Genomic DNA, 12,248 nt, shown 5'->3' with positions numbered 1-12,248 from the left:
TCCGTTGACGGCGCCGGCGGCGCGCGATAACTCCTTCGCAGATGCAAGATCATGATTCCGCGATGCGGCATCGCGCGCCCTGAAAGGACGTTCCAGATGAGCCAGCCCACTTTCGCCCGCGCCGAAGCGGAATCCGGATTCGACCCCGCCTCCCTGCTGGCGGATGCGCTGCCGGCGGTCGAATCGGCGTTGGCCGCGGCGCGGGAGACCCTGCGCGCGCGCGTCGCCGCCGGCGCCCGCATCTCGAACGCGGCGCTGGAGACCGAACAGCACGCCGCCCACTGCCTCGCCTGGATCGCGACCTATGTTGAATGCCTGCGCCAGATGCGCGACTGGGCCGCGCGGCTCGGGGCCGCCGGCGAATTCGGCGAGATGGAGCGGCTGATCCTCGGCATCGGCGCCGGCGAATATCTCGCGCAGCTGAGGGGCGGTCTGCCAATGAGCCAGGGCGAGATCGCCCGGCTCGCCGATATCGGCGTCGACGCCGCGGTGTTGGCGACCCCGGCCATCGACCGGCTGATCAAGGACGGAAACACCGACGCCGCCCGCCGCCGGTTGGTCGACCTTATGATCGAGCGCAGGGGCACCGCCAGTTTCGGCGCCACCGGGCTCGACGAGGAGTTCGAGATGGTGCGCGATCAGTTCCGCCGCTTCGCGGATGAAAAGGTCGTCCCGCACGCGCATGGCTGGCACCTCCGCGACAAGTTGATCCCGCTGGAGATCATCGAGGAGATGGCCGGGCTCGGGGTATTCGGCCTGACCATACCCGAGGAATACGGCGGCTCCGGCATGGGCAAGACGGCGATGTGCGTCGTCTCCGAGGAACTGAGCCGCGGCTATATCGGCGTCGGCTCACTCGGCACCCGTTCGGAGATCGCGGCCGAGTTGATTCTCGGCGGCGGCGTCGAGGAGCAAAAGCGCGAATGGCTTCCGAAGATCGCCGCGGCGGAGATCCTGCCGACCGCGGTCTTCACCGAGCCCAACACCGGCTCCGATCTCGGCGGTCTCCGGACCCGCGCGACGAAGAAGGGCGAGGATTACCTCGTCACCGGGAACAAGACCTGGATCACCCACGCCGCGCGCGCCGACATGATGACGCTGCTTGCGCGCACCGACTCGGAGACATCCGACTATCGCGGGCTTTCCATGTTCCTCGCCGAGAAACCGCGCGGGACGGATGACGATCCGTTTCCGGCGGAGGGCATGTCAGGCGGAGAGATCGAGGTTCTCGGCTATCGCGGCATGAAGGAATACGAGATCGGATTCGACAGCTTCCGGGTGAAGGGAGCCGCTCTTCTCGGCGGCGAAGAAGGCAAGGGTTTCAAGCAGCTGATGAAAACCTTCGAAAGCGCCCGCATCCAGACCGCGGCCCGCGCCGTCGGCGTCGCGCAATGCGCGATGGAGCTCGCGCTGTCCTACGCGATCGAGCGGAAGCAGTTCGGCAAACCGCTCGCCGCCTTCCCGCGTGTCTACGGCAAGCTCGCGATGATGGCGGTCGAGATCATGTTCGCGCGGCAAATCACCTATTTCGCGGCGGCGGAGAAGGACGCGGCGCGGCGCTGCGACCTCGAAGCAGGCATGGCCAAGCTGCTCGCCGCCCGCGTCGCCTGGGCGAACGCCGATAACGGCGTGCAGATTCATGGCGGCAATGGCTTCGCGCTGGAATACCCGATCAGCCGGGTTCTCTGCGACGCACGTATCCTCAACATTTTCGAGGGCGCGGCGGAGATTCAGGCTCAAGTCATCGCGCGCCGGCTAATCGAAGGGAACTGAACCGGCTCAGGCCGCGCGGATTGCGGCGGCGGCGAGGACAGGTTCGAAGACATGCGCCGCAAGGTGGCGCACCACCGGAACCACGACGCCGTCCCCGGTGAGGTGATAGGCGTCGGTCGCGCCGGTCGGCAGAACATAACCGTCGTCAAGCCCCATCAGGCGCGCCGTCTCGCGCGGGGTCATCAGCCGGGAGCGGACGCGCTCGCCCTCGACAACAAGCAATATCTGCCGGCTCGACCCGCCAGCAGGCGTGCGGAGGCATCCGGCGACGTCGTCGAACCGCACCTCCGCGCGCTGCGCCCGCCGCCCTGCCGCGTCGCGCCGGGTGCGGCGAAAGACGCAGCCGACCATCCGCCGCCCAGCCGCTTTCGCCGCCGCCAGCTTGGCGAGATTGGCGGGCGACATCAGCGAGAGCAGCCGCTCCGTCTCCGCCACATCGTGCCATTGCGCCGCCTCGACATCGATCAGCGCCGAGAGCCCGACGTTCCGCCGCGGCGGCGCCGGAGACGCCCACCAGAGCGCGCGCGCCCGGAGCGCCTCGGGCAGCGCAGCGACGGCCCGGACCAGCGCCGGGGGATGAAAGTCCGGTACCGGCGCAGGGGCCAACGGGGCCGCGCCGAGATCAAGGCTCTCATGCGCGCCGATCACGAAGAGCCGCGGTCGTGACTGCGGCACGAACGCATCCGCATTCAGGACAAGCGCGCCGGTTCGATAGCCGAGCTCGTCAAGACGGTCGACGATCGCCGCGAAATCGCGTCCGCCATGCGAAGTGAGCGCGCCGGTAACATTCTCGACCGCCACGAGGCGCGGCGCGCGCCCTGTGGCCGCCAACTCGCCGATGATCCGCGCGAAGGCGAAAAACGAGCCCGACCGCGCCCCCGAAAGCCCGGCCCCCGCCCCGGCGAGCGAAAGATCCTGGCAAGGAAATGAGCCCCAGATCAGATCGGCACGACCCGGCAGATCACCGCCCGCGATCTCGTCGATATCGCCCAGGTGAAACCCAGCATCACCCCAGTTTTCACGATAGGCCTGCGCCTTCTTCGGATCGAAATCATTGGCGAAGAGGCATGTCCAGCCGGGTCCAAGACCGGCCCGCGTCATGCCGCCCCCGGCGAAAAACTCGTAGAACGTCGGCACCCGCCCCCGCCCCTACTCGCCCGCGAATTCGCAGAGCGCGTGAACGTCGAGCCCCATGCCCTCCAACCGTTTGCGCCCGCCGAGGTCGGGGAGGTCGATGACGAAGGCGCAGCCGATCACCACGCCGCCGAGCCGCTCAATCAACCGCACCCCGGCCGCCGCCGTGCCGCCGGTGGCGAGCAGATCGTCGACAAGCAGCACCCCCTCGCCGGGCTGGATGGCGTCATCGTGCATCTCGACCACAGCCGTGGCGTATTCGAGCGTGTATTCCTCCGCGATGGCGCGCGCCGGCAGCTTGCCCTTCTTGCGGATCGGCGTGAAGCCGGTGGAAAGCTGATGCGCCACGGCGCCCCCGAGAATGAACCCCCGCGCTTCGAGCCCCGCAACATGGTCTATCCGGCGCCCGGCATAGGGGTGAACGAGCATGTCCACCGCCATCCGAAAGCCGCGCGCGTCGCCCATCAGCGTGGTCACGTCGCGAAACATGATCCCCTCGTGGGGGAAATCCGGAATTGTGCGGATATAGTCCCTGATCGTCGTCGCCACGCGGCCTTCCCCCATATTCCACGTATCAAACGCCTAGTTAACCGAGGCCGCCCCGGTTGCCAAATCGACCCATGAGCGGTCTCGATATTCACGCTGAGCAGGCCGGCCATCGAAGGAGCCGCACGATGGATGCGGAGGAGATGAGTCGAGGCGAAACGCAAGCGGCGCGCACCCGGGATTCGAGGCGACGATCGCGCCACTGAGCGAGCAGAGGAGATACGCTCTGCTCGAGGCGGCGAAGGAAGCGCACGCGCACAGATAATTCTGAAATTGCGATGCGAATCAAAACTGACTGACGTCACTCAACTCATCACGTGGCGGACGTCAGAATGCGAGTTGTCCATTGTTACCAGCGACACGCCCGCACGCCTGAAAATAGGTCAAATTCGGCCGACTGTCTCGCCAGGAGCCCCGCGAAGTTCCGCCAGTCTATGGATTTTCTTGGAGGCGACGGCCGGAATCGAACCGGCGTACACGGATTTGCAATCCGCTGCGTAACCACTCCGCCACGTCGCCCAGGAGCGCTTTCAGCGTCTGATATCCGGCTGAACCTCAAAGGGCAAGGGAGCGTGGAGAACGACGCCCAGAAACGGAAGGCGCCCACGGAATTTGCGGTCGTCTGAACCTTATTGGGCATGGTTTCGAGTCGCTCTACGGCCGCAGCCGCGGGCCGGAGAGTATGGCGAGTGGGCCGCGCTCTTCAGACCGCGTCGCGCTGATAGGGCGTGGAGCCGAAGCGCGTCCGATAGCATTTCGAGAAGTGCGACGGCGAGGTGAAGCCACAGGCGAGGGCGACGTTGATGACGCTCATCTCGGTCTGGCGCAACAACTCCCGCGCCCGATTCAGCCGCATCTCCATCCGGTATTTCTTGGGCGAACAATGCAGATAGCGCCCGAACAACCGCTCCAGCTGGCGTGGCGACAGGCCGACGCGCGCGGCGACATCGGCGGTTCGCATCGGCTCGTCCAGATCGCTTTCGATGAACTCCACCGCCTTCGCGAGCCGAGCGTTGCGAATACCGATCCGGCTGTTGGCGGAATGGCGCTGCCCCTCACCCTCCGCGCGAACCGAGGTGTAGACTAGGCGCTCCGCCGTCTGGCGCGACAACGCGGAACCGTGCGCGTCCTCGATCAGCCGCAACATCATGTCGGTCGCCGCCGTGCCGCCCGAGGAAGAAACATAACGTCCGTCCATCACGAAAACCGAAGGGTCGAGATCGACCTCCGGGTGATCCTCCATGAAGGCGTCGTGATAACCCCAGTGCAGCGCGCATGAGCGTCCGTCGAGCATACCGGCTTCGGCCAGCACATAGGCGCCGCAGCAGATCGCGCCGATAACGCCGGAGCCAAGCCGCTCATGCCGGCGCAGATAGGTCTTGATCGCCGGCGTGGCGTGGCGCTTCGCGTTCAAACCGGCGACGACGATCAGCATCGCGTTCGGCATCTCTTTCAGATCGATATCCGCGCGGGTCACCGTGCCGTTCGAGCAACGCTGCTCTACGCCGTTTTCCGCAGCGATATGCCAGCGATAAAGCTCCCGCTCCGCCGCGAGATTGGCGATGCGCAACGGCTCCAGCGCACAAGCGAAGGCCATGTGCGAGAAGTTCTCGACAAGGAGAAAAACGACGTCCTGAGGCTTGTCCGCCATTTGACGACCTCGCTCCATGCTTTTCGGCATTGATACCATGGCGCACGCCGATCGTGCTCCAAATCCGTCACTAGGCGTCGCATTTGGATCATCTGGCGCCGATCAGCATACCTGCGGCGTGGTCGGCGACGGCCAGCGCCGCGGTCAGACCCGGGCTTTCGATCCCGTAGAGCGCGACATAGCCGGCGACCCCATGGCGCTCCGGCCCGTCGATGCGAAAATCCGCAGCCCCGCCGGCTTCCGGCCCGACAAGCTTCGGGCGCACACCAGCATAGTCGGGCTCGAGAGCGCCATCGGCGAGATCCGGCCAGTAGCGTCGGATCGCCCCGTAGAATGCAGCCGCCCGCGTCGGATCGACCGCATATTCGGGCCGTGCGATCCATTCGACATCCGGCCCGAACCGCGCCTGACCGCCGAGATCGATCGTCAGATGCACGCCGAGCCCCCCGACGACCGGCGCGGGATAGACCAGCCTGGAGAACGGCGCGCGCCCCCGAAGCCGGAAATAATTTCCCTTGGCGAAATGCGCTGGCGGCGCGGGAGCGAGGCCGGCGGAGAGGCCTGGCGCCGCGAGCCCGGCGGCGTTCACGACCTCCCGCGCGTGGAGCCGCATCGGCGTCACGCCATCGACATCGACGAACAAGCCCGTAGCCGCGCGGATGATCTTTCTGACTGACGCGTTCAACGCCAGCATTGCGCCGGCCGCCTCAGCGTCGCCGAGAAGCGCGAGCATGAACCCATGCGCATCCACGATGCCGGTGCCCGGCGACCAGAGCGCCGCCTCGGCGCGAAGCGCGGGCTCCATCGCCCGCGCTTCCGCCCCCGAGATACGCCGCAGCCCCTCCACCCCGTTGCGCGCCCCCCGCGCGGCCAGATCGTCGAGCGCAGGTATTTCTTCCGGCGTCGTCGCTACGATCAGCTTCCCGCAGGCCCGCGTCGCCACCCCGTGCGCTGCGCAATAATCGTAGAGCCGCCGGCGCCCTTCGACGCAGAGCCGGGCCTTGAGGCTGCCTCGCGGGTAATAGATGCCGGCGTGGATCACTTCGGAATTGCGCGAGGATATACCGGCGCCGAAACCGGATTCGGCCTCCAGCACGATCACCTCGCGCCCGGCCTGCGCCAACGCGCGGGCGATGGCGAGGCCAACCACCCCTGCGCCGATCACAACGGTCTCAATCTCCTCCACGGCCGCCCTTTCCCGCTACGCCCGTGGTTTGCAGCGTCCGCGCCGCGCGCGCCAGCCGGATCACGCCCTCCTCGATCCGCTCCTCCGGGATTACCGAAAAACCAAGACGGAAGAAGCGGGTCTGTTTCGCGGCGCCGAAAAAGACATCACCGGGTTCGATCACCACCCCTTCCTTCAGCGCCGCTTCGGCGAGGCGGCGGGAGTCAAGCGCCGGTGCGGTCTCTACCCAGAGCCCGCCGCCGCCATCCGCGCCAGAGAACCGCCAACCCGGCGCTTGCTGGGCGAGCGCAGCCATCGCCGCGCTGCGTCGCGCCTGAAGCGCGCGGCGAATGCGGCCGAGCAGCATGTCATGATGGCGCGCCGCCATGAAAAGCGCGGCGACGCGCTGGTTCATCCCGGGCGGGTGCCGGAAGATCAGTCGGCGGAGCGCCCTCGCCTCCTTTATGAACTCGGCGGCGCCGACGAGGAACCCCAGCCGAAGCCCCGGCATCATGCTTTTCGAGAGCGAGCCAGCGTAGATCACGCGCCCGCGCCGGTCGAGCGCGCCGAGCGCCGGGCGCTGCGGACCCATCGCGATGGCTTCGGGCTCGTAATCGTCCTCGAGAATCACCGCGTCCTCCGCCTCCGCGAGATCGAGCAGCGCGCGCCGGCGCTCCAGCGTCATGGAGACCAGCGAAGGGTGCTGATGGCTCGGCGTCACGTAGATGAGCCGGGCGCCTCTGAGCCGCTCATCGACCAGCATGCCGTCGCCATCGACAGGCTGGAGGATCAGCCGCCCGGCTCGCGCGCCGAAGATCGCGCGGGCGTCGGGATAGCCCGGCTCCTCCATCGCCGCTGCTGCGTCGGCCGGGATCAGCAGCGTCGCGGCGAGGAAGATGGCGTTCTGCGCGCCGAGCGTGATCAGGATCTCCTCCGGCTCCGCCGCCACGCCGCGGCGCGGCAGAATGCGCCGGCGGATCTCCTCGATCAGCATCGGGTCGTCCTCAGCGTAGCGGTCCTCGGTCCAGTCCTCCAGCCAGCGCCGCCCCATCGCCCGGCGTGTCGCGTCGCGCCACTCGGCGATCGGGAAGAGATCCGGATCGAACTGACCATAGATGAAAGGAAAGGGCGCGCCGCGCCAGTCAGGCGGCCGCGGCACCGATTCGAACCTGACGCTCGGCCCGGCCATTCGCCCGTCCCATTCGATCTGCGGCCCGTCGGGGGCCTGGGCCGGCGCCGCCTCGGCCCCGAAACGGGCGATGTAATAGCCGCTGCGCTCACGCGCTTCGAGCACCCCCTGATCGACAAGCGCCTGGAACGCGAGGCTGACCGTGTTGCGCGAGACGCCAAGCGCCTCCGCCAGCCGCCGCGTCGAGGGCGCGGACTCGCCAGGCGCGAAGCGGCCGGAAACGACCGCGCGCTCCAGCGCCGCGCGGATCTGCGCCTGCAGGCTCTCGCCACCGCCGCGTTCGATGGGAAACAGGAACTCGCGCACTGGCCTACCCCTAATGGCCCAAACTGGCGCTATCGTAACGCGCTTCGGTGGCGCTACTCTAGCCCGGATCACCTGAATCTCCGGAGTCACCCGATGCACGACCTGCCAAATGGCCTGCCCGCACGTCCCAACAGCCTCGAAGAGCATTGGCTGCCCTTCACCAGCAACCGTGATTTCAAGGAGAACCCCCGCCTCGTCGTCCAATCCGAGGGCGTCTATTGCTGGGATCACAAAGGCGGCAAACTGATCGACGGCTCATCCGCGCTCTTCTGCTGTCCGGCCGGCCACGGCCGCCAGGAGATCGCGAAAGCGGTCTACGACCAGATGACCACGAACAGCTACACGCCGCATTTCCAGATGGGCCACCCGGGCTCGTTCGAGCTGGCGAAGCGGGTCACTGCGCTCCTGCCCGAAGGCATGAACCACGTCTTCTTCGTCAATTCCGGCTCGGAATCAATCGACACCGCGCTGAAGATGGTCATGGCCTTCCATCGGGCGAACGGCGACGGTCAACGGCTGCGCTTCGTTTCGCGCGAGCGCGCCTATCACGGCGTCAATATGGGCGGCGTCAGCCTCTCCGGCATGGTGAAGAATCGGGAGACCTTCCCGGTCGTCATGCCGAACGTCGTCACCATCCGCCACACCATGACCGGCAAGGACCTGTTCCATGAGGGCCAGCCGGAGCATGACGGCGTCGAACTCGCGAACGATCTGCAACGCCATTGCGAAACTTATGGCGGCTCCACCATCGCCGCGGTCTTCGTCGAGCCGGTCGCTGGCTCCACCGGCACTCTGGTCCCGCCGAAAGGTTATCTGGAACGGCTGCGCGAGATCTGCGACGAGCACGGCATCCTTCTCGTCTTTGACGAGGTCATCACCGGTTTCGGGCGGCTCGGCTCCAATTTCGCCGCGCAGCATTTCGGTGTGACTCCAGATATCTGCACCATGGCGAAGGCGCTGACCAATGGCTGCATCCCGATGGGCGCGGTCGCGGCGCAGGACCGGATCTATGAGACGATCACCAACGCCAGCCCGATGAACGCCATCGAGTTCTTCCATGGCTACACCTACAGCGCCCACCCCGCGGCCTGCGCCGCCGGCATCGCGGCGATGGAGATTTACGAGCGGGAGGGGCTGTTCGAGAAGGCCGCGGCGCTCGCGCCTTATTTCGCCGATGCGATGATGAGCCTTCGCGATCATGAACTGGTGAAGGACATCCGCACCATCGGCCTGATGTCGGGACTGGAGTTCCATCACGACGGCGTCCCAGGGCGGCGCGGCGCGAAGATGCAGAAGGATCTGTTCTGGAACGGCTGCCATGTGAAGTTCACCGGCGAGACCGCGATTGTCGCACCTATGTTCATCGCGACCCGCGCCCATGTCGATGAGATCATCGACAAGATCCGGACGACGATGGATCAGCAGTTGGCCTGACCCGGACGCGACACAAGCGGAAAGGCCGGGTTTCCCCAGCCTTTCCTTCGCACGAACCCACTCCACAGGTTCGTGCGATTCCCTACTGATCTCTCGTGAGACGACCGTCAATCGTCGAGAAGCAGCGCTCCACCGACCGCCAGAGCGCCGGCTGCGATGGCTGCGGCGACATTGGGGTTGATCTGAACGCTCGAATTCGTCGCGTCGCCGGTGCTCGCACTCGGGCTGTAGGAGACGCCATTGGTGTCCTCCACCAAGCGGCGAACCATTTCTCTGTCCAGATACCGCCCGTGTTCAAGGTGGCGATCCTTCCGGTAGGAGGCGATCGCGAGGCGCGTCTCTCGTGTGAAGACGCCATCGACCGGCCCCGGATCGTATCCAGCGACTTCAAGCCGCTGTTCGACCTGGGTTCGCTGATTCACATCGTAGCCCAGTGTCTCTTCCTGTTCCTGACGCTCGGCGCGGCGCTCGCCTTGTGTCAGCGTTGCGCTCGCATCTCCGTCATGGGTGACGCCGTAAATCTCGGTCAGCGCATCGTCGGCATGCCGGCCGTTCGGGTAACGGTCGAGATAGGTGCGATAGGACGCCTGTGTGTCGATGCGCTTGGCCTCGCTCCATTCACGCCACTCCGAGGCCGTAGCACCATCGTCCGCACAAGCGTTAGCCTGGTTCGCTGCGGCGCTTCCCGCGCCAGGATTTGTTAAGGCGCCGGGGTTCTCTGCGCCCCCGAGCGCGGCGTATTCCTCCGCAGTCAGATAGCCGGTGACCTGGTGACCCTCGGCCGCCTGCCAGCCCGATATCGCGCTCCGTGAACCTGCTCCGAAGACGCCATCGACGCCGCGCGTATCGTAACCCCTGGCGACGAGGCTCGACTGGACCACGCGCCTGTCGCTGGCGGAAAGGCCGAGCGCGGCCTCCTTCTGATAAGGCGTGCGGGTGTCGACGGCCGCGGCGGCGGTCTCCGCCTCATCCTCTCTCCGTTCCCTGCGCACATCGCGGAGGCGATTCTTCGCAAGCGGCGCGAACTCCCCCTCCGGATAACGCTCCAGATAGGCGCGATAGTCACGCGCCTGCCCCGCGTCCTCCGCCGAGCGCCAGAACTGCAATTCGGATTCGGTCGCGGCGAACACCGGTTGCACGGCCAGCGCGCCGGCCAACGTCATGATTGTCGTCAATGCGGTCGTAGTTCGTTTCATGTCGTCCTCCAGACACTGTTCCTCGCCCTTCTCGGACGGCGATAAGGTCGGAATGAGAACGCGCTGTTCGGTGGACGGTTCCGGTCGAATACTGTTCCGGCGTCAGATGCGAACGGCAGCGACCGGAAGGTGAATACGATGCGCGGCTCTGATCTCACGATCAGTCGTTACATCAATGTAGCGCGGAAAGTGGTTGGAAAGAATACGTTCCTTGTCCTTTTTAGCCCTCGCGATCAGGTCCGGCTTTCCGATCTCCGCCCATTCCTTGGGCGACGTGCGATCTCCAAGTCGCGGATAGACATATTCGGTCTGCATCAGCGCCAGCGTCTGGGGCGAGCCGAGATAATGCCCCGGCCCGCCCAGGCAGACCGCGCGCATGGTCTCAAGGCTGAGCGTCTCGTCCGTCACCTCGATTCCGCGAACGCAGCGGAGGCACTGTCCCAGCATGTCATCACCGAGAATCAGGCTCTCGAGGCAGAACCCGAGGAGCGAGGCGTGCATCCCGACGGATTCATAGACCATGTTGAGCCCGGAAAGCCCGGCCATGGCGTTGGAGACCGCCTGCTCCCAGCCGGCCTGCATGTCGGGCAGCTTCGCATCGGCGATCCCCGCCGCCGCGCCGCCCGGCAACCCGTAGAAGCGGTGCATCTGCGCGCAGGCGGCGGTGAGCAGCGCCTGCTCCCCCGAACCGCCGGACATCGCCCCGGTTCTGAGGTCGGAGACGAATGGCCAGGTGCCGAAGATCGCCGGATGGCCGGGCTTGATCGCGTTCACATAGACGACGCCGGCGAGGCACTCCGCCACCGCCTGCACCACCGTACCGGCGATCGGGGCCGGCGCCGTCGCCCCCGCCTGCCCCGCCGAGAGCATCAAAACCGGCATCCCGCCCCTGATGCAGGCTTCCATCACCAGACAACTCTCGGTGGCGAATTTCATCGGCGGCACAACGAAGCAATTGGAGTTGGAGATGAAGGGCCGCGCGCGCCAAGCCTCCTCACCACCGGCGATGCGGTGGATCAAATCGAACGCGCCCGCCATATGCGCAACCTCGGTGAAGCTGGTCCCGACGTGTTTCGAGGTGCCGGCGCAACAGGCGTAGATGGTGTTGAGGTCCATCTCGAAATTATCCGCGATATCGCGACAGACCATCGGGCGCTGGAAAAAGTGCACGTTGTCGAGGACATCGACGATGCGCGCAGCGTCGTAGAGATCCTGCACCGTGCATTCGCGATATTCCCTGGTCTCGACATCGACCAGATGCACGGCGGCGCCGGCGGTGCCGAAATGCACCCGCGTACCGCCGGGATGCAGGTCATGGCGCGGATCGCGGCCGAAGAGCGTCACGTCCCGCGCCGCCATCGCGAGGCTGTCCTCGATCAGCGCGGCCGGGATGCGGATGCGCCCATCATCACCAAGGATCGCCCCCGCGCCGGTCAGCGCGGCGACGCCGGACGGTGGCGCGTCGGCGAACCCGATCGTGGCGCAGGCTTCGAGCGCGGCGCGGTGGATGCGCTGCACCTCGGCCTCGGCCAGCGGGCTGTAGGCGCCGCCCTGAAGCCCGGCGCGCACCGGGCGCACGGCCTCCGCCAGCGGCGCGGCGCGCAACGCCTGACGCGCGGCGCGGCCGCCGGCGCGACGTTGTCTCGGGGTCATCTCGTTCATTTTCCGCTCCTCGCCTGATCACATCGGAAGGGAGATCAGGCCGGCGAGCCCCTCGCGGCGCGGCCGCGCGCGGCGCCGATCGTGCGCCGCGTCAGCACCTGGAACCAGCAGTTCGACATCATGGCGCGCTCCGCGTTCCGGTTCAGGCTAACCGCCAAGCTGCGACAAAGTGCGTCAGAACCGACCGGCGGA

General features: G+C 66.5%; 9 protein-coding genes and 1 tRNA gene. 2 read left to right on the top strand and 8 right to left on the bottom strand.

The window, feature by feature from the left end; translation table 11 throughout:
• The first annotated feature begins 96 nt into the window (after positions 1 to 96).
• Positions 97 to 1,773 carry an acyl-CoA dehydrogenase family protein gene (locus tag G5B40_RS02075; protein WP_165094419.1) on the top strand — a complete coding sequence of 559 codons (1,677 nt, stop codon included), beginning with the start codon at positions 97 to 99 and terminating at the stop codon, positions 1,771 to 1,773.
• 6 nt (positions 1,774 to 1,779) lie between these two features.
• Here G5B40_RS02075 and G5B40_RS02070 read toward each other — a convergent pair whose 3' ends face one another.
• The 6 genes from G5B40_RS02070 to G5B40_RS02045 form a co-directional block, all read right to left on the bottom strand.
• Positions 1,780 to 2,910, bottom strand: coding sequence for a DNA cytosine methyltransferase (locus G5B40_RS02070; RefSeq protein WP_165094417.1), 1,131 nt, complete (start codon positions 2,908 to 2,910; stop codon positions 1,780 to 1,782).
• 12 nt (positions 2,911 to 2,922) lie between these two features.
• A complete protein-coding gene (locus G5B40_RS02065; protein WP_246209812.1) occupies positions 2,923 to 3,396 on the bottom strand; it encodes an adenine phosphoribosyltransferase in 474 nt (157 codons plus the stop codon).
• A gap of 502 nt (positions 3,397 to 3,898) precedes the next feature.
• Positions 3,899 to 3,972: transfer RNA gene (locus G5B40_RS02060), tRNA-Cys, on the bottom strand.
• A 184-nt stretch (positions 3,973 to 4,156) separates the two neighbouring features.
• Positions 4,157 to 5,104 carry a GlxA family transcriptional regulator gene (locus tag G5B40_RS02055; protein ID WP_165094412.1) on the bottom strand — a complete coding sequence of 316 codons (948 nt, stop codon included), beginning with the start codon at positions 5,102 to 5,104 and terminating at the stop codon, positions 4,157 to 4,159.
• Positions 5,105 to 5,192: 88 nt separating this feature from the next.
• Positions 5,193 to 6,290, bottom strand: a complete 1,098-nt coding sequence (locus tag G5B40_RS02050; protein ID WP_165094409.1) for an NAD(P)/FAD-dependent oxidoreductase — start codon at positions 6,288 to 6,290, stop codon at positions 5,193 to 5,195.
• Entirely contained in the window at positions 6,277 to 7,764 is a 1,488-nt protein-coding gene (locus G5B40_RS02045) for an aminotransferase-like domain-containing protein (protein WP_165094407.1), read from the bottom strand. Before G5B40_RS02045 ends, G5B40_RS02050 begins: the two co-directional genes overlap by 14 nt.
• 93 nt (positions 7,765 to 7,857) lie before the next feature.
• Between G5B40_RS02045 and aptA the strand changes: the two genes are divergently transcribed.
• Positions 7,858 to 9,198, top strand: coding sequence for an omega-aminotransferase AptA (aptA, locus tag G5B40_RS02040; protein ID WP_165094405.1), 1,341 nt, complete (start codon positions 7,858 to 7,860; stop codon positions 9,196 to 9,198).
• 107 nt (positions 9,199 to 9,305) lie between these two features.
• Here aptA and G5B40_RS02035 read toward each other — a convergent pair whose 3' ends face one another.
• Both G5B40_RS02035 and G5B40_RS02030 read right to left on the bottom strand, forming a co-directional pair.
• Complete coding sequence (locus G5B40_RS02035; protein WP_165094403.1) at positions 9,306 to 10,394, bottom strand: peptidoglycan-binding domain-containing protein; 1,089 nt, start codon at positions 10,392 to 10,394, stop codon at positions 9,306 to 9,308.
• 102 nt (positions 10,395 to 10,496) lie between these two features.
• Complete coding sequence (locus G5B40_RS02030) at positions 10,497 to 12,056, bottom strand: trimethylamine methyltransferase family protein (RefSeq protein ID WP_211907391.1); 1,560 nt, start codon at positions 12,054 to 12,056, stop codon at positions 10,497 to 10,499.
• Between the last annotated feature and the right edge of the window lie 192 nt (positions 12,057 to 12,248).

Source organism: Pikeienuella piscinae (assembly GCF_011044155.1).
GTDB lineage: Bacteria > Pseudomonadota > Alphaproteobacteria > Rhodobacterales > Rhodobacteraceae > Pikeienuella > Pikeienuella piscinae.
The sequence above is the reverse complement of the archived record's forward strand: the minus strand, read 5'-3'. Positions and strand labels throughout refer to the sequence as shown.

Coding starts and splice junctions, on each gene's coding strand:
- G5B40_RS02075 (WP_165094419.1), top strand. CDS start 97: ATGAGCCAGCCCACTTTCGCCCGCGCCGAAGCGGAATCCGGATTCGAC.
- G5B40_RS02065 (WP_246209812.1), bottom strand. CDS start 3,396: ATGTTTCGCGACGTGACCACGCTGATGGGCGACGCGCGCGGCTTTCGG.
- G5B40_RS02055 (WP_165094412.1), bottom strand. CDS start 5,104: ATGGCGGACAAGCCTCAGGACGTCGTTTTTCTCCTTGTCGAGAACTTC.
- aptA (WP_165094405.1), top strand. CDS start 7,858: ATGCACGACCTGCCAAATGGCCTGCCCGCACGTCCCAACAGCCTCGAA.
- G5B40_RS02035 (WP_165094403.1), bottom strand. CDS start 10,394: ATGAAACGAACTACGACCGCATTGACGACAATCATGACGTTGGCCGGC.
- G5B40_RS02030 (WP_211907391.1), bottom strand. CDS start 12,056: ATGAACGAGATGACCCCGAGACAACGTCGCGCCGGCGGCCGCGCCGCG.